The following is a 21,868-nucleotide window of genomic DNA, read 5'->3' on the forward strand; positions in this document are numbered from 1 at the left end:
CACGAGAGGAAGGCACCGATTCGCTCCTCGTTGCTCGGCAGTTACCGCGCCTATGCTACTCGTCAGTAACCACGCCGCAGACGAGGACGGCCGCCAGCAGTGCGGAGAGGGTCAGGGTCGACGGCTCCCACAGATGGGCGCGGGCTCCGACCAGGGCCGCGACCGCCACGGCCGCGCCGGTGTGGAGCGCCGGACCCCGTCGCCGGCGCGTGAGCCGGTCGGGATCCCACGGATCGCCAGGTGACCCTCCCGGCCGGCCGGCACGCGCCGGCTTCCCCCCTGCCCCCCGTGCCCACCAGACCAGGAAGCACACGCCCGCCGCCGAACCCGCCAGCGCCAGCGCCTCGGTGACCCGGCTCATCGCGTCGGCGAAGCCGTACAGGCCCGACTCTCGGAACGGGCGCGGCACCGTACAGCCGAGCAGCAGCGTCACCGCCCACCCGCAGCCGACGGAGAGCCTGCTGAGGGCCCGCGGCGGCGTCCTGGGCGGGCTCGCGTACAGCTCGCGCTCGCGCCTGCGCACGGCCCGCACGCGTGCGCCCCAGACGGTCTGCGTGAGCGCCAGCGCGGGCAGCGCGGCGAGGAAGAGCATGAGCGCGAGTACGGCCAGCGGCAGGGTATCCGCGCGTGCCGGGACCCGTTCGGCGAGCGATTGGGAGAAGGTGATCAGCGCGAGCGAGCCGGAGAGCGTGGCGATCGCGGTCCGGCGCGCGGCGCGGGCCCGCGCGCGCAATCCGGTCAGCGCCACGGCGCCGGGAGGGGGTGCAGCCTCGGTCATGGGGGTCATGATGTCGTCACCGCGCGTGACCGCGCCCTGAATTCCGGTCTTTTGGATGGAGCCCTCGATTGGCCCGAAACTCCAGTCCTGACCGAGATCAGCGCCGTCATGCGCGGCCTTTGCTGGCTTTAGGTGGGCCGTGTCCGATTACCGTGTGTATAGGGCTGGAGCAGGTGCGTGGTCATGTGCAGGCAACCCTCAGGCATACCCCTCCGGGGGGTCCGTTGAAACGAAAGATCACAGTTGTGACTCCAGCTTATTTATGAGCATCTTGTGAAATTTCCGGACAAGTGGTGGAGAAGTCTGTTAGGAAGGGTCGCGGTCCAGATTCGTATTAGAGAGGTTCCATCGTGGCGCGCGACGAGAACGACAGGCCATATGAGGATGGGCAGGGCAGGCCGGCGAACCCGGAGCTGACCGGCGACGTTCTGTCCCCGCGCTGGAGCACGGACGACACCGACGAGCAGCCGGCCATCGTGGTCTCGGGCAACGAGACCTACATCCTCCCACCGGACAAGGGCGCGCCCGAGCTGTACACCCCGCCGACCGAGGGCCAGCACCGCGCGACGGCCGCCGAGGGTGAGCTGTACACCGGTGACCCGGCCAGCGGCCCCCTCTACGGGGACTCGCTCTACGCGGGCGGCGACCAGCTCTACGCCGGTGACGCGCCCAGCGGGCCGCTCTACACCGGCGACCCGGCCGGCGGGCCGCTTTACACGGGCGATGCGCAGAGTGGGCCGCTCTACAGCGGCGACGCCGCGGGTGAGCCGCTTTACACGGGCGACGCGCAGAGCGGCCCGCTTTACACGGGCGACGCCCCGAGCGGGCCGCTTTACACCGGTGACCAGCCAAGTGACGCCTACCTCCCGCTCGACAAGAGCTACGGCTCCTCCTATGACGATGACGAGCCCGCGGAGCCCAAGCGCGGCTTCCTCGGCTCCGGCTGGACCGACGGCTCCCAGGGGGGCGGTCACCAGGCCGAGGGCGACAAGGAGGTGCGCCGCCGTACCAAGGTGCTGCTCATGGCGGCCGTCGCGGTCGTCGTGCTCGGCGCGGGGGCCGGCTGGATGCTGACCGGCACGTCGTCCGACGACCCGTGCGGGACCGGGAAGTGCGCCAGCGCCGAGCAGGTGAGCGCGCCGGCCGCCTCTCCCACGGAGCCGGAGCCGAGTGACACGGAGGCGGAGGCCACCGACCCCACGGAGTCGGACTCCCCGGAGCCGACCGCGTCGGCCACCGCCGCCCCGTCGCCGACCGCCGCCCGGGTGCGCGCCAGCCGTACCCCCTCTCCCCGGGCCACCCGCACGCGCATCGGCGAGCCGACCGCCAAGCCGAGCCCCCGGGCCACCCGGGCGACGCAGGGCACGATCAAGGACACGGACACCGGCACCACCCAGAAGCAGGCGACGCAGGAGCCGACGGCCAAGCAGCAGACCAGCCAGCCGACGCAGGCGGTCCAGACGCAGGCTCCGGCGCCGGTTCCGACGGAGACCAAGAAGGGCCTGTTCGACATCCTCTTCCCCTGGGGATGATGCCCTTCGGCGGCGACTTCGTGTCGCGCCGGCCCCGAGGCGTGTAAGGATGCGGACCCAGGTGCCGGTCTGGCACACTGGGAAACCGCTTTCCGGGAGGTCTCGTGGTCACGCTGGAAGACGTCGCCAAGCAGGCGGGCGTCTCGCTCGCCACCGCCTCGCGGGTGCTCAACGGCAGCACCCGCCAGGTGGGCGCCGACCTGCGGGCCCGCGTCGAGCGCGCCGCGTACGAGCTGGGCTACCGCGCCAACATCGCGGCGCAGACACTGGCCCGCGGGGCGAGCAATGTCATCGGCATCGTGGTCCACGACCTGACCGACCCTTACTTCGCGGCGCTGGCCGACGGCGCGATGCGGGCCGCGGCCGGCGAGGGCCTGCTGGTCATGGTGGGCACCACGCACCGCGATCCCGAGCAGGAGATCGCCTACGTGGCGACGCTCAACGCCCAGCGCGTACGCGCCGTGCTGCTGGTCGGCTCCCGCGTCGCCGACCCCGAGGTCACCGAGCGGCTCCGCGCCGAGCTGGACCGCTACCGGGCCAGTGGCGGGCGGGCCGCGTGCGTGGGCCAGGACCTGCTCGGCGTCGACACGGTCGCGCCTGCCAACCACGAGGGCGCCGCCGCCCTGGCCCGCTCGCTGGCCGGGCTCGGCCACACCCGCTTCGCCGTACTGGCCGGGCCGCCGCGCCTGATGACCGCCCGCGACCGGTGCGCCGGGTTCGTGTCGGCGCTGGCCGAGCTCGGCCTGCCGGAGCCGCGCGTCATCGAGGGGCCCTTCGACCGCGACGGCGGCTATCGGGCGGCCCAGGAGACGGGGGACGCGACGTGCGTGTTCGCCGTCAACGACGTGATGGCCGTGGGAGCGCTCGCCGCCTACCGTGAGCGGGGGATCCGGGTGCCGGACGACGTGTCGGTGGCCGGCTTCGACGACATCGCGACGCTGCGCGACCAGGTGCCCGCGCTGACCACGGTACGGCTGCCGCTGCAGGACATGGGCGCCCGGGCCCTCGAACTGGCGCTGGCGGCCGACGAGGAGCCGACGGTGGAGCAGGTGCCGGGCGAGGTGGTGTTGCGGGAGAGCGTACGCGCGCTGCGCTGAGCTCGGCGTACAGGGCACGTCCGCAGAGGACGCGTCCGAAGGGGAGGCATCGAGTACGCGTGGCAGGGCGCGTCCGAAAGGGGGCGCGCCGTACAGGGCGTGGCGCAGGGGCGCATCCGAAGGGGACGCGTCGCACAGGCAGGACGGTCGCTCGGGAGGGCACCATGAAACTGGCGGTCAGCACGCTCGGGATGCCGGGCTACGGGCTCGACAGGGCGATCGAGGTGGCGGCCGGGCACGGGTGCCAGGGCCTGGAACTGCGGTTGCACCCCGACACCGGCGTACACCGGGGTCTGTCGGCGGACGAGCGGTCGTCGGTGCGGCAGCGGGTCGAAGCCGCAGGTCTGGAAATATCGGCGCTCGCCGGATATGTCGGCGTATGCGAGCCGGGCCCTGACGAGCCCGTCGTCGAGGCGCTGGTCGCGGACCTGACGCTCGCGGCCGACCTCGGCGCCCCGGGCGTCCGGGTGTTCCCGCGCGGCGAAGACCCGTCGATCGGAGCGCGCAGGCTCAAGGCGGTCTCCGCCACGGCCGCAGGGCTCGGTCTGCGGGTGCTCGTCGAGACGCACGACCAGATGGCCACCGGCGCTGCCGTCGCGCGGCTGCTCGACGAGGCGGCCTGCCCCGAGACCACCGGCGCGCTCTGGGACCTGCTCCACCCTTGGCGGCACGGCGAGTCTCCCGCTGACACCCTGGCCCTTCTCGGCCCGCACCTCGCCTACGTCCAGGTCAAGGACGCGGTCTCCGCCCAGGACACCACGCCGGTGCCCATGTGGAACGGCACGGTGCCGCTGGACGAGTCCGGTGAGCTGCTGCGCTCGTGGGGCTACTCCGGGTGGGTGTCGCTGGAGTGGGAGCGGACCTGGTATCCGCAGGTCGAGCCGGTGGAGGAGATACTGCCTGGGGCCGCCGAGTGGGTGCGGCGTTTCCGAAGGGAGTAGCCAGTGACGAGCGACCCGGTGAAGGGCCAAGCGAGCAACCCGGCGAACGACTCGGTAAGGGACCCGGCGAGCGGCCTGGTGAGGGATCCGGCGAGCAACCCAGCGAGCGGCCCGGTGAGAAACCCAGCAAGCGACTCGGTGAGGGACCCAGCTTGGGGCCCAGTGAGGGACAAGGTGCTGGTGGTCGGCATGGACGGCCTGCGCTTCGACCGCTTGGTCGCGCTGGAGCCGCCGGTGCTGAGCGGGCTGATGGCGGCGGGTGCGTACGGGACGAGCCTGCTCCCGTACGGCGAGGCCGCCGCTCCCCGGACGGAGTCTCCCGGCGAGATCGTCCCCGAGGACACCGCCGCTTCGGGCGAGGACGCCGCCACTTTGGGTGAGGGCTCCCCGGCTTCGAGCGAGGACACCGCCGCTTCGGGCGAGGTCTCCTCTGGTCGGGTCATCAGATCCCGGACCGACTCCGGACCCGGATGGTCGTCGATCGCCACCGGGGTGTGGCCCGACAGGCACGGCGTCGTGGACAACGCGTTCACCCACCACCAATTCGCGAAATATCCGGACTTCTTGACTCGCGCCAACGCGGCCCGTCCCGACCTGACCACCGCGGCGTTCTTTTCCTGGGCGGCGCTGGCGGAGCACGGCGCGTTCGGCCCGGCCATCGGGACCCGCTTCGTCCTGGACGGCTACGCGATCACCTGGCCGACCGCCGACAAGCAGGTCGCCGCGGCCGCCGAGAATCACCTCGCGAGCACCGGCGCCGACCTCACCTTCGTCTACCTGGGCGAGACCGACGAGGTGGCCCATGACCTCGGCCCGCACTGCCCCGACTACACCGCGGCGCTGCACACCCAGGACGCCTACCTCGGCCGCTTCCTCGACGCGATCCGGGGCAGGCCGACGTTCGCCGGCGAGCGCTGGACCGTCCTGGTCACCACCGACCACGGCCACGTCGACGAAGGCGGCCACGGCGGCACCTCCATCGAGGAGCGAACGGTCTTCGTCATCGCCGCCCGCCTGAGCGCGGACCTGGGCGGCGCCGATCTGGGCAGCGCGGACGTAGGGAGTGCCGATCTGGGCGGCGCCCGTCTCGCCGGTCCGAGGTTGGTGGACGTCGGACCGACCGCGCTGGCCCTGCTCGGCATCGAGTCCGACCCCGCCTGCGATCTCGACGGCGTGCCGCTGGAGGTGTGACCGACGCCACTGTTCATCAAGTGTTGAATTCTTTGCCGTAAAGCGTGAGACTCGTAGCGAGACGCTGAACGGTGGGAGTACACCCGATGAAGACGGCACTGGACTTTTCCGACATCGACGGCAGCATGCTGGCCGAAGTCGGCGGCAAGGCGGCCAATCTCGGTGAGCTGACCCGGGCCGGGCTCCCCGTCCCGCCCGGCTGGGCGCTCACCACCGAGGCGTACCACGAGGTGGCGCAGGCGGCGGGCCTGGACGACGTCATCGCGACCGGCGGCCCGGGGCTCGCGGAGGCCGCCAGGACCCGGCTGCTGGCGGCCCCGATCCCCGAGGCCGTCGCGCGGTCGATCCGCGAGGCGTACACCACCCTGAGTCAGAGCGTGCACCAGGACGCGGCGCCGGTCGCGGTGCGGTCCTCGGCCACGGCGGAGGACCTGCCGTTCGCCAGTTTCGCCGGTCAGCAGGACACCTACCTCAACGTCGTCGGCGCCGACGACGTGCTCGACGCCGTACGCCGCTGCTGGGCCTCGCTCTGGACCGACCGCGCCGTCGCCTACCGCGACTCCAACGGCATCGACCACGCCTCCGTACGGCTGGCGGTGGTCGTCCAGGTCATGGTCGACGCGCGGACGGCCGGCGTACTGTTCACCGCCAACCCGCTCACCGGACGCAGGCACGAGGCCGTCATCGACGCGAACCCCGGCTTGGGCGAGGCCGTGGTCTCCGGCGCCGTCAACCCCGACCGGTTCGTCGTCGACGCGGCGAGCGGTCAGATCCTCGACCGGCACGCGGGCGACAAGCGGCTGACGATCCGCGCCCTGCCCGGCGGCGGCACGGAACGCGTCGAGTCCGACCACGACGGCTTCTGCCTGACCGACGAGCAGGTACGCGACCTGGCCGCGCTCGGCACCCGCGTCGAGGACCACTACGGCGCGCCCCAGGACACCGAGTGGGCCATCGACGCCGACGGCAAGCTCTGGCTCACCCAGGCCAGGCCGATCACCACGCTCTACCCGCTGCCCGAGACCACCAGGCAGGGCCTGCGGGTCTACTTCTCCGTCAATGTCGCGCAGGGTGTCATGGGCCCGCTCACCCCGATGGGGCTGTCCGCGTTCCGGCTGCTCGGCTCGGGTGCCGCCGGGGTGTTCGGCTACGGTCCGGCCAGGGCGCGTGATGGGGCGCCGTTCATGTTCGAGGCGGGGGAGCGCGTCTGGCTGGACCTCACCACGGCCCTGCGCAGCCGGATGGGCCGGGCCATCATGCCGCGCGCCCTGCTGATGGGCGAGGCCAGGGCCGGGGCGGTGCTGACGGACCTGTTCGAGGAGCCCAGGTTCTCGGTGATCCACACCTCGCGCCGCCCGTTCTTCCGCGCGGTGGCGCACTTCGCCCGCCGCGTACACGCCCCGAAGCGGCTGCTCCAGGCGCTGACCCGGCCCGAGCGGGCGATCGCCTACACCAGGCGGTTGGGCGACGAGCTGGACCGGCGGCTGCGGGTGCCCGGCTCCGCCACGCCCGTCCAGCGGCTCGACCACGCGGAGCGGATGCTCAGCACCACGTTCCCGGCGATCGTCTCGCTCATGCCGATCGCGATCGCCGGCTATGGGCTGTTCGCGCTGGCGGCGAAGCTCTCCGGCCTGTCCATGAGCGACATGCAGGACGTGCTCCGCAGCGTCCCCAACAACCCGACCACCGAGATGGACCTCGAACTCTGGGCGCTGGCGACGCGCATCGAGCCCGAACCGTTCAGGAACGAGCCGGTGAGCGAGCTCGTGCGCCGCTTCAGGGCCGGCGAGCTGCCCCCCAAGGCCCAGCAGGGCATCACTGCTTTTCTGGATAAGTACGGGCATCGCGGCATCGCCGAGATCGACCTGGGCGTCGCGCGCTGGTCGGAGGACCCGACGCACATCCTCGGCGTCCTGGCCAACTACCTGCGCATGGAGGGCGGCGCCGACCTCGCGCCCGACGCGCTGTTCGCTAGGGGAGCGGCCGAGGCCGAGGCGGCCGTCGCACGGATCGTGGCGACGGCCCGCCGCAAGGGCGCGCTCCGGGGGGCCGTCGCCCGGTTCGGGCTGCGGCGGACCCGGATGTTCGCCGGGGTACGCGAGATGCCGAAGTACTACCTGGTGAAGACCCTGGCCGCGATCCGGCGGAGTCTTCGGGTCGTCGGCGAGCACCTGGTGACCACCGGCGTGCTGGACGCGGCGGACGACGTGTTCTACCTGCGGATCGAGGAGGCGCGGTCGGCCCTTGACGGGGGCGATCTGCGCGAGCTGGTGATCGAGCGGCGGGCGGCCTACGAGCGGGAGTCGCGCCGCAGGCACGTGCCGAGGATCATACTGTCGGACGGCACCGAGCCAGAGGCCCTGGCGGCCCCCGCCGCGGCGGGGGCGCTGATCGGCAGCGCCGCCTCCGCGGGCACGGTCACCGGCCGCGCCAGGGTGGTGCTCGACCCGGTCGGGGCGCACCTGGAGCCGGGCGAGATCCTGGTCTGCCCGTCGACCGACCCCGGCTGGACGCCGCTGTTCCTCACGGCGGGCGGCCTGGTGATGGAGATGGGCGGCGCCATGTCGCACGGCGCGGTGGTGGCCCGCGAGTACGGCATCCCGGCGGTGGCCGGCGTCCCGGACGCCACCCACCGCATCGTCACCGGCCAGGAGATCACTGTGAACGGAGCCGCCGGCACGGTGACGATCACCGAGGCCGATGAGCCGGACTCGGCGGACGAAGCCGCGGCACGGGACGAACAGGCCGCCAGCCCGGCCTGACCCCATCAGGGGTCAGACGGATACCACCCGGGCGTAGCGGTGCTTCATGGTGGCCACGATCTCGTCCGGGTCGGCGGCCCAGACGTCGGCGTTGAAGATCTCCACTTCGACGTCCCCGGTGTAGCCGGCCGCGGCCACGGCGCGGGTGATCGGCGGGAAGTCGATCACCCCGTCGCCCATCATCCCCCGCCCCAGCAGCACGTCCGCCGGAAGCGGCTGCAGGTAGTCGCACACCTGGTACGACGCGATCCGGCGGCCGGCCCTGGCGATCTCCTCGAACAGCCGCGGGTCCCACCACACGTGGAAGGTGTCGACCACCACCCCCACCTGCTCCTCCGGATACGGCAGGCACAAATCGACCGCCTGGGCCAGCGTCGACAGAACGGCCCGGTCGGCGCAGTACATCGGATGCAGCGGCTCCAGCGCCAGCTTGACCCCCCGCTCCCCGGCGTACGGGGCCAGCACCTCCAGCGCCTCGGCCACCTGCTCGCGGGCCCCGGCCAGATCGCGCGAGAACGGCCGCCCCGCGCCGTCCGGATCGGCGGGCAGCGGTTCACCCGGCCGCACCACCGGCAGCGGCTCGCCCGGCAGCGGTTCGCCGGGCCGCACGCCCGGCAGGCCGCCGACGACCATGACCAGGCAGGCCGCCCCCAGCTCGGCGGCCTCGTCGATGGCCCGCCGGTTGTCGTCGAGCGCCGCCCGACGGGCCGTCCCGCCGGATGCCCGGCCGCTCGTGCCGGGAGCCGGGTCGGCGGGGGTCGTCAGGAAGCCGCCACGGCAGAGCGACGACACGCGCAGCCCGGCGTCGCGGACCAGCTTGACGCTCTCGGCCAGCCCCTGCTCCGCCACCTCCTCGCGCCACAGCCCCACGGCCTCCAGACCGTGCCGTACGCAGCCCTCGACGGCCTCCGCCACCGACCATCGCTTGGTCGTCCGCTGGTTCAGGGACAGGCTCACAGCCCGTTCACCTCCAGCAGCGCCTTCATCCTCCGTACGGCCAGCGCCTGGTCGGCCAGCAGCCCGGCCTGGTCGGCCAGGCGGAAGACCTCCGACAGGTGGACCAGCGAGCGGGCCGACTGGGCGCCGTTCACCATGGCGAACGCGTCCTGGTGGCCGTTCAGCCAGGCCAGGAAGACGATGCCGGTCTTGTAGTTGTACGTCGGCGTCTCGAAGATCTTCCGGGACAGCGGCACGGTCGGCGCCAGGATCTCATCGTAAAGCGCGAGATTTCGGGCGGCCTCCGCACCTGTGCTCTGCTCGGCGGCGTCCAGCGCGCGCAGGGCCGCGGCCGCCGCCGGCGCGATCGCGTCGAAGATGCCCAGCAGCGCGTGCGACCCCGATTTGATCAACGACGGGTAGTTGAAGTCGTCGCCGGTGTACAGCCTGACGCCCGCGGGCAGTGCGGCCCGCAGCCCTACCTCGTGCTCCTCGTCGAGCAGCGACACCTTCACGCCGTCGACCTTCGAGGCGTGCGCGTGGATCAGCTCCAGGAACGACTCCGTGGCCGCCGCCACATCCGCGGAGCCCCAGTAACCGGCCAGCTGCGGATCGAACATCTCGCCCAGCCAGTGCAGGATCACCGGCCGCTCGGCCAGCCCGAGCAGCTCCCCGTACACCTGGTGGTAGTCCTTGGGCCCGCTCGCCACCCGCGCGAGCTGCCGCGAGGCCATGATGATCACGCCGGCGCCCGCGGTCTGCACGGTCTCCAGCTGCTCGGTATAGGCGGCGGTGATCGCGCTCAGGTCGGCGGCGTCAGGGGCGTGGTCGGTGCCGGCGCCGCAGGCCACCAGCGCGGCGGGGTCGCCGAACGAGCGGGCCTCGGCGGCGCTGCGCCGGATGAGCTCCTTGGTGGCGGCCCAGTCCAGGCCCATGTTGCGCTGGGCGGTGTCCATGGCATCGGCGACGCGCAGGCCGTACGACCACAGGTGCCTGCGGAACCGGAGTGTGGCGTCCCAGTCGACGGCGGCGGGGGAGCCGGGCGTGTTGTCGCCGAGCGGGTCGGCCACCACGTGCGCGGCCGCGTACACGACGCGGCTGGACGCCGGGGCGTCGACGACGGGCCAGGTCACGGGCTCGCGCAGCGTGTACGCGCCGCCGGGCAGGTCGATGATCACAGGTGCGGCACCTCGATCCGGCGGCCCTCGGCCGAGGAGCGCAGGCCCAGCTCGGCGAGCTGCACGCCGCGCGCGCCCGAGGCGAAGTCGTTCGGGAACGGCGCGTCCTCGCACACGTGGCGGATGAACCCCTCCCACTGGATCTTGAAGCCGTTGTCGAAGTCGGCGTTGTCCGGCACGTCCTGCCAGCCCTCGCGGAAGCGGGCCGTGGCGGGCAGGTCGGGGTTCCAGACCGGCTTGGGCGTGGCGGCGCGGTGCTGGAAGCGGCAGTTGCGCAGGCCCGCGACCGCGCTGCCGTGCGTGCCGTCCACCTGGAACTCCACCAGCTCGTCGCGGTTGACGCGGACGGTCCAGGAGGAGTTGATCTGGGCGATCACGCCGCCGGCCAGCTCGAAGATGCCGTACGCGGCGTCGTCGGCGGTGGCCGCGTAGGTCTTGCCCTGCTCGTCGACCCGCTGGGGAACGTGCGTCACAGCCTTGGCGTAGACGGACTCGACCCGGCCGAACAGGTTCTCCATCACGTAGTGCCAGTGCGGGAACATGTCGAGCACGATGCCGCCGCCGTCCTCGGCGCGGTAGTTCCACGACGGCCGCTGGGCCTCCTGCCAGTCGCCCTCGAACACCCAGTAGCCGAACTCGCCCCGGACCGAGAGGATCTGGCCGAAGAAACCGCTGTCGATGAGCCGCTTCAGCTTGAGCAGGCCCGGCAGGAACAGCTTGTCCTGCACCACGCCGTTCTTGATGCCCTTGGCCTTGGCCGCCTCCGCCAGCGCGACCGCCTCCTGGACGGACTCGGCCGTGGGCTTCTCGGTGTAGATGTGCTTGCCGGCCTCGATGGCCTTGAGCACCGCCTTCACCCTGGCGCTGGTGACCTGGGCGTCGAAGTAGATGAGGTTGTCGTCGTCGGACAGAGCCGCGTCGAGGTCCGTGGTGTAGCGGGAAATGTGGTGCTCGGCGGCGATCCGGGAAAGCTTGTCCGCGCTCCTGCCCACCAGGACCGGCCTGAGCTTGACCCGGCTGCCGTCGGAGAGGACGACCCCGCCCTGCTCGTTGATGGCCAGGACCGATCGGACCAGATGCTGGCGGTAACCCATCCGGCCGGTGACGCCGTTCATCACGACGCCGATGGTGCGCACGCTCATGAGGATCCTTTCGCGGAAAGCGCTTTCCCGAACGGTAAGGCCGCCCCCGTGGGGGCGTCAAGTAGGCCGTACCTAGAGCTCGCCCTTGCTTTCCAGCCGGGCCAGCGCCTTGGCGAGCGGATGGGCGGTGAGGGAGAGCTGCCATTCGCGGGCGCCGAGCCCGCGCAGCCGCTCGGTCACGGTCTCGTCGGTGATCTCCACCGGCGGCTCCCAGGTGAGCCTGCGGACCGCGTCGGGCTGCAGGAGGTTCTCCGTGGGCATCCGATGCTCGTCGGCGAGCGCGGCCACGACGGCGCGCGCCGCGGCGAGCCGCTTGGCCGCCGCCGGATCGCGGTCGGCCCAGCGGTTGGCCGGGGGCGGCCCGTCGCCGGGCGTGCTCGGCTGCGGCAGCTGGGACTCGGGCAGCCCGCGCGCCCTGCTCACCGCGGCCAGCCAGTCGGTCATGTGCCGGCGCGCGCTGCGTCCGGTGAACGCCGAGATCTCGGTGAGCGCCTTCTTGGTGCGCGGCACCTCCAGCGCGGCCGTGACGATCGCCGAGTCGGGCAGCACCCGGCCGGGCGCCAGGTCGCTCTCCTGGGCGATGCGGTCGCGCATGGTCCACAGCTCCCGCACGATCGCCAGCGCCCGCATGTTGCGCACCTTGTGGATGCCCGACGTACGCCGCCACGGATCGGAGCGGGGGACCGGCGGCGGGGTGTTGAGCACGGCGGCGAACTCCTCGCGCGCCCACTCCAGCTTGCCGCTCTCCACCAGCTCGCCGTAGAGCACATCGCGGAGCTCGACCAGCACCTCGACGTCGAGCGCGGCATAGCGTAGCCAGTCTTCGGGCAGCGGCCTGGTCGACCAGTCGGCCGCCGAGTGGCCCTTCTCCAGCCGCAGCCCCAGCACGGTCTCGACCATCGTGCCGAGCCCCACCCGCTCGTAGCCGAGCAACCGGCCCGCCAGCTCGGTGTCGAACATGTCACGCGGTCTGAACCCGACCTCCAGCAGGCACGCCAAGTCCTGAGACGCGGCGTGCAGCACGATCTCCGCGCCCGAGACGGCCTCGTCCAGCTCCGACAGGTCGGGGCAGGCGATCGGGTCGATCAGCGCGCTGCCCGCGCCCGCCCGGCGCAGCTGCACCAGGTACGCGCGGTTGCCGTAGCGGTAGCCGGAGGCCCGCTCGGCGTCGACGGCCACGGGACCGGTGCCCGCCCGGAAGGCCGCCACGACGCGCGCCAAAGAGGCGGCGTCCTCGACGACCGCCGGGATGCCCTCGCGTGGCTCCAGCAGTGGGACGACGGTTCGTTCTTCTGTCATGAGATCACCGTTCTCATGACGCTTGTGCGGTATTGACTGGTGCCCTCACTTCGTACGGTCACTCTCCGGATCTTCACGTCGGCGTGGCATGGCGGCCACGTCGGGAGGGAGCGGCGGGATCCCGGCCGCCAGGCACATGAGATCGCACCAGGCTGCGACATGGCCGGAAAGATCCTCATGCGCGGGCGACCAGGACGCCCTCAGCTCCAGCTCGGTGGTGACCGGGTCTTCGGCCTTGTTGCCGAATCCCTCGGACACGGCTCTAGTCACGGTACCGCCAGCGGCGGAGTAGTCGGCCTGATGAGCCTCGAGCGCTTCGGTGAGCCAGCTCCACGCGACGGGGCCGAGCAGGGGGTCGGAGGTGATCTCCGGCTCCATGTCGGCCCGGACATAGGCGACCAGCCGGAACGGACCCTCCCAGCCACGCTGGCCGTCGGGGTCGAAGAGCAGGATCAGCCTGCCGACCGCGAGTTCGTCGTCCTCGCGGTAGACCGAGGCGCCGATCGCGGCCGAGAAGGGGGCCAGCCGCTGGGGGGCGGGCAGGTCTTCGAGCTCGATCTCCGGCCTGACCTCGGCCTGACGCAGGCTGTCGACCGCACGCCTGAAGGAGGCGGGGGCCGGCGGCTGCTCACCGAGGGTCATAGCCGAAGCGTAGGTCGAAGACGGGCGGAAGGGGACCACGGGGGTGCTCATAGTTCGCGATCAAACCGATGCCATAGCTAGCTGCCGGACCGGCAGGGTGATCCCGCCGAGGACGAGCGCGTGGCCGCAGTCGACACAGGCCCACTCCGGACACTCTCCCGGCTCGTGCCCGTCGAGACACGGAGGCTGCTCGAACAGCCGCTCGCCGGCGCAGGGAGCGCAGTGCTCACTGCGGTGTTCTGGGGAACCCCACAACGCGGTCATCGCACCGGAGCCTTTCTTCGGGTCGTCGCTCCGACGTTGGCACGGCACGCTGACAATTCGCCGCAACGCACTCGGCGTGTCCCGAAAGTGGATGCTGAATCGATGCCGCGCGGTGGCTTGGCCAACTTTTGGTCCAGACGAGACCGGCTTTCTGGTCGCCCATGGGGTTTGTTCGACCCGTGTGGGGCGCCGATGCCGAGCCGACCGGTAAACATCCATCTGGCTATCTGATCATGATTTTGGTCGTTCAATGCATACTTTTCCGACACGTCGCGCCGGTGAACGGACCGGCACGAGGTCATGGGACCCTTGAGAGGTGAATCTCGCCGACTCAGCGTTCCTTCGTGCCTGCCGCCGTCAGCCCGCCCCCCACACCCCGGTCTGGTACATGCGGCAGGCCGGGCGGTCGCTGCCCGAATACCTGAAGGTTCGCGAGGGTGTGCCCATGCTGACCGCGTGCGCGACGCCCGACCTCATCGTCGAGATCACCCTGCAGCCCGTCCGCCGCTACGGCGTCGACGCGGCCATCTTCTTCAGCGACATCGTGGTGCCGCTCAAGGCCATCGGCATCGACCTGGACATCAAGCCGGGAGTCGGCCCGGTCGTCGCCGACCCCGTCCGCGACGCCGCCGGGATCGAGGCGCTGCGCCCGCTGGAGCCCGGCGACGTCCCCTACGTGAGCGAGGCCATCGAGGCGCTGACCGGCGAGCTGGGCGCCACGCCGCTGATCGGCTTCGCGGGCGCGCCGTTCACGCTCGGCTCCTACCTCATCGAGGGCGGACCGTCCAAGAACCACGACCGCACCAAGGCCATGATGTACGGCGAGCCCGCGCTGTGGCACGCGTTGATGGACCGGCTCAGCGCCATCGTCCTGGAGCACCTGCGCATCCAGGTGCGGGCCGGGGCGTCGGCCGTCCAGCTGTTCGACTCGTGGGTGGGCGCGGTGGCCCCCGAGGACTACCGCGAGTTCGTCCTGCCCCACACCCGCCGCATCTTCGACGGCCTGGCCGACCTCGACGTGCCGCGCATCCACTTCGGCGTGGGCACCGGCGAGCTGCTGGGCCTGCTCGGCGAGGCCGGGGCCGACGTGGTGGGCGTCGACTGGCGGGTGCCGCTCGACGAGGCCGCCCGCCGCGTGGGGCCGGGCAAGGCGCTGCAGGGCAACCTCGACCCCGCCATCCTGCTGGCCCCGTGGGAGGTCGTCGAGCGCAAGGCGCGCGAGGTGCTGCGCCGGGGCGAGGCGGCCGAGGGCCACGTGTTCAACCTCGGCCACGGCGTACTCCCCTCGACCGACCCCGACCAGCTCATGCGCCTGACCGACCTGGTTCACGAAGCCTGAGTCTCCACCGGTGCCGTCGCAGGGCGGGCCGGACGGCGGCGCCGTGCCAGGACGACCGTCAGGACGATCACCGGCACGACCACGATCAGCCAGGGCACCAGCACCCCGAGGACCGTCAGCGCGACCTTCACGACCCCGACCAGTCCTCTCCAGCCCGACTTCAGGCCGCCGAGGAAGCCGGCCGGCTCCTCAGACGGCTCGTTCACGACCGCGACGGGGCCGACCAGCCGGAGCGTGAGCGTGGCCATGCCGACCTGAGTGGCCAGCTCCTTCTGCTGGGACTGCAGCGACTCCAGGTCGGCCTCGCGGTCGGAGATCTCCCGCTCGACCTGCAGGACCTGGCCGATTGTGTCGGCCTTCTTCAGCAGCGTACGCAGCGAGTCGAGCGCCTGCTGCGCCGACTTCAACCGGCTGTTGACGTCGGCCACCTGCAGTGTGACGTCCTGGGTGCCCTGCTGGACCGACAGCTGCTTGCCCAGGTTCTTGCCCAGCGCGGCGAGCACCTCGCCGTAGCGGGCGGGCGGGATCTTGAACTCCAGCAGGGCGCTGGCCTCGCTGCCCTCGGCCGAGTTCGACTCCTCCTTCGACAGGTAGCCGCCGGCCGCGGTGACGATCTGCTTGGCCTGGAGCGCCGCCCCCGTGACCTCCTTGGCCCGCACGGTCATGCTCGCCGTGTAGATGACCTGGCGGTCCTGCTGGGTGACCTTGACCTTCGAGGCGATGTTCTCGGCTGACTTGGGGGCTCTTCGTTGCGGGGTGGAAGCACTGTCCTGGGCGGCCCTCGACTCTGCCTGGCCGGACGCCGCCGCTTCGGGCGCCACCGCCGGGGCCCCGGCCTGGTCGGACATGATGTTCGGCTGGCTACCGCCGCAGCCGGACAGGACCAGGATCGCGCAGGCGGCCGATAACGCTATGCCGTACCGGAATCTCTCCATGCACGTAAGACGGGTGGTGGCTCCGACGGGTTTGACCACGGGCGTCACGGTCAGGTCACATGCCGCCAGCGTGATCCCAAAAGCGGCTCCCCGAGCGGCTGGTCGAGCTCCCCAGACGGTAGCGTCGGGAGGCGTGGCAGGGAAACAAGCGCACGTGGTCGTCATCGGGGGCGGGATCTCCGGTCTGGCCGCGGCGTGGCACCTCAGACAGGGCGCGGGCGAGCGCGTGAAGGTGACCGTGCTGGAGGGCAGCCCGCGCATCGGCGGCAAGCTGCTCGTCTCCGAGGTCGCGGGCGTCGACGTCGACGCCGGCGCGGAGGCCATGCTGGCCAGGCGGCCCGAGGGCAAGGAGCTGGCCCAGGCCGTCGGGCTCGGCGACGACCTGGTGGACCCCGGCACCACCCGCGCCGCCGTCTACAGCAGGGGCGCGCTGCGGCCGATGCCCAAGGGGCAGGTCATGGGGGTGCCCGCCGACCTGATGGAGCTGGTCAGGTCCGGCATCGTGTCGCCCGGCGGGCTGGCCCGCGTGCCGCTGGACCAGATCCTGCCCCCCACGCTGGTACGTACCGACGTCTCCGTCGCCTCCTACGTCCGGGCCAGGATGGGCGGCGAAGTGCTCGAGCGGCTGGTCGAACCGCTGCTCGGCGGCGTCTACGCAGGCCGGGCCGACCGGCTGTCGCTGGAGGCGACGATGCCGGCGATCGCCGCCGCCGCGCGCTCCGAGCGTTCGCTGCTCGCGGCGGCCAGGCAGATCGTGGAGGATGCGCCCCGCGACGCGGGACCCGTCTTCACCTCGCTCAGGACCGGGCTCGGCAGCCTGCCGGAAGCGGTCGCCAAGGCGTCGGGCGCCGACATCAGGACCGGCGTCACCGTACGCGAGCTGCACCGGACCGAGCACGGCTGGCGGCTCGTGACCGGCCCCGTGCCGCGCCCCGAGGTCATCGAGGCCGACGCGGTGATCGTCGCCACGCCGGGAGCCGCCGCCGCCAGGCTGCTGCGGGCCGAGGCGCCCAAGGCGGCGACCGAGCTGGACCGGATCGACTACGCCAGCATGGCCATCGTCACCCTCGCCTACGCCGTCGACGCCTTCCCCACACCGCCTACGGGCAGCGGCTACCTCGTCCCGCCGGTCGAGGGGCGGCCGGTCAAGGCGGTGACGTTCAGCTCGGTCAAGTGGCCGCACCTGGCCGGCGACCTGGTGGTGGTGCGCTGCTCCATCGGCCGGATCGGCGAGGAACAACTGCTCCAGCGCGACGACCCCGAACTCGTCTCCCTGGCCACGGCCGAGATGGGCGACGTCATGAGCGTACGCGGGCTGCCGGTCGACACCCGGGTGTCGCGCTGGGGCGGGGCGTTGCCGCAGTACGACGTCGGCCACCTCGACCGGGTGGCCCGCATCCGCGCGGCGGTCGCCGTGCAGCCCGGCCTGGCGGTGTGCGGGGCGGCCTACGACGGGCTCGGCATCCCCGCGTGCGTCTCCACCGCCCGCACGGCGGCGGCCCGGATTCTGGACCACCTCTCGCCGGAAGGACAATGGACCCATGACTGAGGGCGCACCGCGGCCGAAGGCCCGCGATCTGAACCAGGTGATCCGCTACACGATGTGGTCGGTCTTCAAGGCCACCGACCCCTGCCCCGCCAACCGCGAGAGCATGACCGGCGAGGTCACTGAGCTGCTCGAACAGGCGGCGCTGAAAGACGTCGTGACCCGCGGCCTCTACGACGTGGCGGGGTTCCGGGCCGACGCCGACTACATGTTCTGGTGGCACGCGCCGACGGCCGAGGACCTCCAGGACGTCTACTCCCGTTTCCGCCGCACCGCGCTCGGCCGCCACAGCGCGCCGGTCTGGTCGGCGATGGCGCTGCACCGGCCGGCCGAGTTCAACAAGTCCCACATCCCGGCCTTCCTGGCCGAGGAGGAGCCGCGCGCGTACGTCAGCGTCTATCCGTTCGTGCGCTCGCTGGAGTGGTACCTCCTCGACGACGTCGAGCGGCGGTCGATGCTGGCCGAGCACGGTCACATGGCACGTGATTACCCGGACGTCCGGGCCAACACGGTGTCCTGCTTCGCCCTGAACGACTACGAGTGGATGCTGGCCTTCGAGGCCGACGAGCTGCACCGGATCGTCGACCTGATGCGTCACCTGCGGGGCGCCAAGGCCCGCGAGCACACCCGCATCGAGGTCCCCTTCTACACGGGCGTGCGCAAGCCCGTCCAGGAACTCATCGCGGCACTTCCGTAACCTCAACCTCCCTGTTCACTGGCGCCCCGAGTTGGGGGATCCGACTGAATTGATCTACCGCTCCTTGCCACAATCGGGGGAATCCCTTGCCTGTGCGGTGCGAGGGTGTCCACGTTCCAAGGGGGCGGGCCGGGTGCGGCGGTCGGAAGGGCACACCTCTGGGCGACATGCGGCGGACCCTGCCGATCTGCGGAGCAGGCTGGGACGGGAGGGGCCTTCGCCGCGGAGGGAGCCGTTCGACGCGCCTCCGCTGGGACGAGAGCGGTCCGATGCCCCTCTGCCGGGTCGGGGGTGGTTCGACGCGCCTCCGCCGCGTCGGGAGCGGTCCGACGTGCCTCCGCCGGGACGCCCGGAGCGTCGCGGGGGGACGCGGCAGGCGGCCGTTCACGGGTCGGCGCGAAACTCGCCGCGGAGGTCGCGGCGGGCCGGGCGGCGGCGTCGTACGAAGGCTCGGCGGCCGTGGGCCTTGGGGTTGTCGGCGGGGGCGTTGGTGCTGGCGGGCGCGACCTTGGGACTGCTGGGCACGGACGGCCTATTCGCCGGTCCGTTTGCTGGGCCGCTGGCCGGCCCGCTCGGCGGTGGACTGACGGCCCGATCGGATGCGAGCGGAGGAGCGGACACGGGCGTGGCCGCGGACCCGGGCCTGCGCGGGAGTACGAACTCGGGTGTCCACAGCGGGTCGGGGAAGCACGGCCAGGCCCTCGCGGAGGGCGGCGCGACCCGCATCCCGATGAGCGTCACCCCCACCCCACTGGGCGGAGGCGCCCAGCGCTCGGGCGGTTCGACACACGACACCCCGGCCTCGAAGGCTCCGCCGGCCGGCGCCACGCCGGGCTCCGTGACAGGGGACGACCCTCAGGCCGTAGCGCCCCAGGACAGCGGCACCGTGAACCCGTCGAGTGTCGATGCGTTGACCGGAGATCTGTCGACTGGGGACGACGGATCCGACTACAAGGCGGACGGCCCCTCGATGCACACCGACCAGCAGGCGGCCGGATACTTCCGCACCCACTGGCCCGCGAACGACAAGGCCTCCAAACGCCTCAAGGACATCCGCAGCATAGGCGGATATCTCCGGCTATACACCGACCTCCCGGAGTCGGCCGGCAACTCCAGCCAAGCCATCACCTTGTGCGAACGCGGCCTGCAGTATTTGAGGGAGAGCGGCGAGACGAACCCGATCATCTTCGTCCAGGCCAAGTTCGGCGAGAACGGCAACCCGGTCCTGGCCAACATCCTCGGCCCGGCCGACAAGAGCTGCCGTGTCACCTACCCCGAACCCGACTAACGCGGTCTCCACGAACGTTCGCCGGGTATCCGTTCCTCCGTTTGCCTGGAGGAGGTGTCCCTCCATGCGACGGCCGTCTGCTTCCGCTCTCTCGGAGGGGCGTCCTTACCCGGGGAACCTCTGCTACGACGGACCGTCGTCTTTCTCGCCCCGGAAGGGGGACCTCTGCCGCGACGGGCGTCTCCTTCTGTCCCCCGAGGGGTGTGCCTCCGTGGGACCTCTGCCACGACGGACCGTCGTCTTTCGCTCCCCCGTAGGGGGCAGGCCTCCTTTGGGACCCAGCCGCCACAGAGCGCCGCAGGCATTGAGACGGTCGCGTGACGAACCACCCGGGAAACCATTGTGGTAACCCCGCTGTCCCTACCAGGAAGACGATCGGCTCGCGGCTCGTTGGGGGTTACGTCGTCTTCGGTAGCGAGCAAGGGGCCTACATATGAGCGAGATCAAACGGGCACTGGTGATGGGCGGCGGCGGGGTCGCCGGGATCGCGTGGACCACCGGCGTGCTGGCCGGCCTGGCCGCCGGGGGAGTGGACGTGGCCGCCTCCGCCGACAAGATCATCGGCACTTCGGCGGGATCCGCCGTCGCCGCGCAGGTCACCAGCGGCCTGTCGCTGCCCGACCTCTTCGAACGCCAGACCAACCCCGCCCTCCAGGCTCCGGAGCTTCCGAGCGGCGTCCCCATGGACCAGCTGTGGGCGACCATGCAGGGGGTCTACGAGAGTACGGAGGATCCGGCCGAGCAGCGGCGCAGGTTCGGCGCGCTGGCCCTGGCCGCGGACACCGTCGGGGAGCCCGAACGCCGCCGGGTGATCGAGGCGCGCCTGCCCGTCCACACCTGGCCGGAACGCGACCTCGTCATCGTGGCCGTGGAGGCGGTCACGGGCGAGGCCGCCTTCTTCGGGCCCGGCTCGGGCGTTGCGCTGGTCGACGCGGTCGCGGCGAGTTGCGCGGTCCCGGGTGTCTGGCCGCCGGTGACGATCGACGGCGTGCGTTACATCGACGGCGGCATACGTTCGATGACCAACGCCGACCTCGCCTCCGGCTACGACCGGATCCTCATCCTCGCGCCGATGCCCGACCTCGGCTCCGAGCCCGCGGTGACGGGCGGAAAGGTCGAGGTGATCGAGCCCGACGAGGCGTCAGTGGCGGCGGTCGGCGCCGACCCTCTCGACCCCGCCGTGCGGGGCGCCAGCGCCAAGGCCGGCTACGCCCAGGGCGCCGCCCTCGTCGCCCGCGTGGCGGCGCTGTGGTCATGACCGCCCGCGTCGCAGCGCTATGAGTCACCACCGCTCGCGCTTCGCCGCGTCGTGGACATGACCGAACCCATGCTCGTCCCTGGTCGTCGGGAGAGCTAGCGCACGCGCGTGCGGGTCTTGAAGCACACTTCGCACCGCTGGGTCACGATGCGGCCGATGGCCTCGATCGTGTGCCAGCGGTGACGAAGATGAACAAGATTCACAGCGGAGTACTTACCCGCTCCACGCGCTCGATACGCGGTGTCGCCGCTCGTTCACGCGCTGGGTTCGAGCCGCAAGGACACGGAGTTGATGCAATAACGGTCGTCCGTGGGCGTGGCGTACCCCTCGCCGTGGAAGACGTGCCCCAGATGAGAGTCGCACCGCGCGCAGCGCACCTCGGTCCGCACCATGCCGTGGCTGGCGTCCTCGATCAGCCGCACCGCGTCCGAGTCCGACGGCTGGAAGAAGCTCGGCCACCCGCAGTGCGACTCGAACTTCGTGTCCGACCGGAACAGCTCGGCCCCGCACGCCCGGCAGGAGTAGACCCCCTCGGTCTTGGTATCGACGTACTCGCCGGTAAACGGACGCTCGGTGCCCGCCTCCCTGAGCACGTGGAACTCATCGGGAGAGAGCTGGATCCGCCACTCGGCATCGCTCTTGACCACCTTTTCCATGCTTCCAGCGTACGAGATCCGGCAAAAAGAGATCTCCGTTGGGTGAAGCATCCCTTCTGGGGCCAATTTGCGTCTTTGACGACAAGGGGGTGTCATCACCTCCTGCCCAGAGGTGAGATCACTCGCCGGATCGCCTGCGCGGCACAGCCCACGCCCGTGCTGGCGCCGCCGGCGATCCGGAGACCGGCCGGGCGGCGCGCCAGCGCCCGGAACGGTGGCGAGTGATCTTTTGGTCCGTCCCGTCGAGCGCCGGTCCCGCCACCGCGCCCGCTCCGGGCCGGACCACCTCGTACCAACATCACTGGGTCTTCTTTACGGCAAGCACGGTCAGCCCGAGTCGCCGCAAGGGGCTGGGCGTAGGCCGGCCGTGCACGTACGGCGTCACCG

The 21,868-nt window shown here is 71.6% G+C and carries 19 protein-coding genes; 10 read left to right on the top strand and 9 right to left on the bottom strand.

The window, feature by feature from the left end; all coding sequences use genetic code 11:
• Positions 1-55 precede the first annotated feature (55 nt).
• Positions 56-778, bottom strand: a complete 723-nt coding sequence (locus LDL49_RS02960; protein WP_225289295.1) for a hypothetical protein — start codon at positions 776-778, stop codon at positions 56-58.
• Between the two features lie 350 nt (positions 779-1,128).
• On the opposite strand from LDL49_RS02960, the gene LDL49_RS02965 reads away from it, so the two are divergent.
• The 5 genes from LDL49_RS02965 (at position 1,129) to LDL49_RS02985 (ending at position 8,301) form a co-directional block, all read left to right on the top strand.
• Positions 1,129-2,310 carry a hypothetical protein gene (locus LDL49_RS02965; protein ID WP_225289296.1) on the top strand — a complete coding sequence of 394 codons (1,182 nt, stop codon included), beginning with the start codon at positions 1,129-1,131 and terminating at the stop codon, positions 2,308-2,310.
• 104 nt (positions 2,311-2,414) lie between these two features.
• Positions 2,415-3,407 (top strand): LacI family DNA-binding transcriptional regulator, encoded by a 993-nt coding sequence (locus LDL49_RS02970; RefSeq protein ID WP_225289297.1) that lies wholly within the window; start codon positions 2,415-2,417, stop codon positions 3,405-3,407.
• Between the two features lie 164 nt (positions 3,408-3,571).
• A complete protein-coding gene (locus tag LDL49_RS02975; RefSeq protein WP_225289298.1) occupies positions 3,572-4,348 on the top strand; it encodes a sugar phosphate isomerase/epimerase family protein in 777 nt (258 codons plus the stop codon).
• A gap of 162 nt (positions 4,349-4,510) precedes the next feature.
• A complete protein-coding gene (locus LDL49_RS02980; protein WP_225289299.1) occupies positions 4,511-5,539 on the top strand; it encodes an alkaline phosphatase family protein in 1,029 nt (342 codons plus the stop codon).
• A gap of 86 nt (positions 5,540-5,625) precedes the next feature.
• The gene (locus tag LDL49_RS02985; protein ID WP_225289300.1) at positions 5,626-8,301 is read left to right on the top strand and encodes a PEP/pyruvate-binding domain-containing protein; all 2,676 of its coding nucleotides are present in this window, start codon (positions 5,626-5,628) and stop codon (positions 8,299-8,301) included.
• A 12-nt stretch (positions 8,302-8,313) separates the two neighbouring features.
• Here the strand turns inward: LDL49_RS02985 and LDL49_RS02990 are convergent, their stop codons facing one another.
• The 5 genes from LDL49_RS02990 to LDL49_RS03010 all read right to left on the bottom strand — a co-directional run bounded on the left by LDL49_RS02990 (position 8,314) and on the right by LDL49_RS03010 (position 13,498).
• Positions 8,314-9,258, bottom strand: coding sequence for a sugar phosphate isomerase/epimerase family protein (locus LDL49_RS02990; protein ID WP_225289301.1), 945 nt, complete (start codon positions 9,256-9,258; stop codon positions 8,314-8,316).
• Positions 9,255-10,415 carry a dihydrodipicolinate synthase family protein gene (locus tag LDL49_RS02995; RefSeq protein WP_225289302.1) on the bottom strand — a complete coding sequence of 387 codons (1,161 nt, stop codon included), beginning with the start codon at positions 10,413-10,415 and terminating at the stop codon, positions 9,255-9,257. Before LDL49_RS02995 ends, LDL49_RS02990 begins: the two co-directional genes overlap by 4 nt.
• The gene (locus tag LDL49_RS03000; RefSeq protein ID WP_225289303.1) at positions 10,412-11,557 is read right to left on the bottom strand and encodes a Gfo/Idh/MocA family protein; all 1,146 of its coding nucleotides are present in this window, start codon (positions 11,555-11,557) and stop codon (positions 10,412-10,414) included. The genes LDL49_RS02995 and LDL49_RS03000 overlap by 4 nt, the downstream gene beginning before the upstream one ends.
• A gap of 72 nt (positions 11,558-11,629) precedes the next feature.
• The gene (locus LDL49_RS03005) at positions 11,630-12,856 is read right to left on the bottom strand and encodes a ribonuclease D (protein WP_225289304.1); all 1,227 of its coding nucleotides are present in this window, start codon (positions 12,854-12,856) and stop codon (positions 11,630-11,632) included.
• Between the two features lie 45 nt (positions 12,857-12,901).
• Positions 12,902-13,498 (bottom strand): DUF3000 domain-containing protein, encoded by a 597-nt coding sequence (locus LDL49_RS03010; protein ID WP_225289305.1) that lies wholly within the window; start codon positions 13,496-13,498, stop codon positions 12,902-12,904.
• Between the two features lie 652 nt (positions 13,499-14,150).
• On the opposite strand from LDL49_RS03010, the gene hemE reads away from it, so the two are divergent.
• Positions 14,151-15,101 carry a uroporphyrinogen decarboxylase gene (gene hemE / locus LDL49_RS03015; protein ID WP_263654588.1) on the top strand — a complete coding sequence of 317 codons (951 nt, stop codon included), beginning with the start codon at positions 14,151-14,153 and terminating at the stop codon, positions 15,099-15,101.
• Here the strand turns inward: hemE and LDL49_RS03020 are convergent.
• A complete protein-coding gene (locus LDL49_RS03020) occupies positions 15,089-16,036 on the bottom strand; it encodes a DUF4349 domain-containing protein (RefSeq protein WP_225289307.1) in 948 nt (315 codons plus the stop codon). The genes hemE and LDL49_RS03020 overlap by 13 nt on opposite strands.
• A 133-nt stretch (positions 16,037-16,169) precedes the next feature.
• Between LDL49_RS03020 and hemG the strand changes: the two genes are divergently transcribed.
• Positions 16,170-17,585: a protoporphyrinogen oxidase gene (gene hemG, locus LDL49_RS03025; protein ID WP_225289308.1), complete on the top strand. Its 1,416-nt coding sequence runs from the start codon at positions 16,170-16,172 to the stop codon at positions 17,583-17,585.
• Positions 17,578-18,279, top strand: a complete 702-nt coding sequence (gene hemQ, locus LDL49_RS03030) for a hydrogen peroxide-dependent heme synthase (protein WP_225289309.1) — start codon at positions 17,578-17,580, stop codon at positions 18,277-18,279. The genes hemG and hemQ overlap by 8 nt, the downstream gene beginning before the upstream one ends.
• A gap of 384 nt (positions 18,280-18,663) precedes the next feature.
• Here the strand turns inward: hemQ and LDL49_RS03035 are convergent, their stop codons facing one another.
• A complete protein-coding gene (locus LDL49_RS03035; protein WP_225289310.1) occupies positions 18,664-18,804 on the bottom strand; it encodes a hypothetical protein in 141 nt (46 codons plus the stop codon).
• Between the two features lie 100 nt (positions 18,805-18,904).
• Here LDL49_RS03035 and LDL49_RS03040 point away from each other — a divergent pair, with 100 nt between their 5' ends.
• Both LDL49_RS03040 and LDL49_RS03045 read left to right on the top strand, forming a co-directional pair.
• Positions 18,905-19,567, top strand: a complete 663-nt coding sequence (locus LDL49_RS03040) for a hypothetical protein (RefSeq protein WP_225289311.1) — start codon at positions 18,905-18,907, stop codon at positions 19,565-19,567.
• A gap of 433 nt (positions 19,568-20,000) precedes the next feature.
• Positions 20,001-20,825 carry a patatin-like phospholipase family protein gene (locus LDL49_RS03045; RefSeq protein WP_225289312.1) on the top strand — a complete coding sequence of 275 codons (825 nt, stop codon included), beginning with the start codon at positions 20,001-20,003 and terminating at the stop codon, positions 20,823-20,825.
• 254 nt (positions 20,826-21,079) lie between these two features.
• On the opposite strand, the gene msrB is transcribed toward LDL49_RS03045, so the two are convergent.
• Positions 21,080-21,481: a peptide-methionine (R)-S-oxide reductase MsrB gene (msrB, locus tag LDL49_RS03050; RefSeq protein ID WP_225289313.1), complete on the bottom strand. Its 402-nt coding sequence runs from the start codon at positions 21,479-21,481 to the stop codon at positions 21,080-21,082.
• Positions 21,482-21,868 lie beyond the last annotated feature (387 nt).

It is taken from the genome of Nonomuraea aurantiaca, from assembly GCF_020215705.1.
GTDB classification, from domain to species: Bacteria; Actinomycetota; Actinomycetes; order Streptosporangiales; family Streptosporangiaceae; genus Nonomuraea; species Nonomuraea aurantiaca.

Bases quoted from the DNA above. Each gene is read 5' to 3' on its own strand.
- hemQ (WP_225289309.1), top strand. From the start codon at position 17,578: ATGACTGAGGGCGCACCGCGGCCGAAGGCCCGCGATCTGAACCAGGTG.
- msrB (WP_225289313.1), bottom strand. From the start codon at position 21,481: ATGGAAAAGGTGGTCAAGAGCGATGCCGAGTGGCGGATCCAGCTCTCT.
- LDL49_RS03005 (WP_225289304.1), bottom strand. From the start codon at position 12,856: ATGACAGAAGAACGAACCGTCGTCCCACTGCTGGAGCCACGCGAGGGC.
- LDL49_RS03020 (WP_225289307.1), bottom strand. From the start codon at position 16,036: ATGGAGAGATTCCGGTACGGCATAGCGTTATCGGCCGCCTGCGCGATC.
- hemE (WP_263654588.1), top strand. From the start codon at position 14,151: ATGCGGCAGGCCGGGCGGTCGCTGCCCGAATACCTGAAGGTTCGCGAG.
- LDL49_RS03010 (WP_225289305.1), bottom strand. From the start codon at position 13,498: ATGACCCTCGGTGAGCAGCCGCCGGCCCCCGCCTCCTTCAGGCGTGCG.
- LDL49_RS02985 (WP_225289300.1), top strand. From the start codon at position 5,626: ATGAAGACGGCACTGGACTTTTCCGACATCGACGGCAGCATGCTGGCC.
- LDL49_RS03000 (WP_225289303.1), bottom strand. From the start codon at position 11,557: ATGAGCGTGCGCACCATCGGCGTCGTGATGAACGGCGTCACCGGCCGG.
- LDL49_RS03045 (WP_225289312.1), top strand. From the start codon at position 20,001: ATGAGCGAGATCAAACGGGCACTGGTGATGGGCGGCGGCGGGGTCGCC.
- LDL49_RS02960 (WP_225289295.1), bottom strand. From the start codon at position 778: ATGACCGAGGCTGCACCCCCTCCCGGCGCCGTGGCGCTGACCGGATTG.
- LDL49_RS02975 (WP_225289298.1), top strand. From the start codon at position 3,572: ATGAAACTGGCGGTCAGCACGCTCGGGATGCCGGGCTACGGGCTCGAC.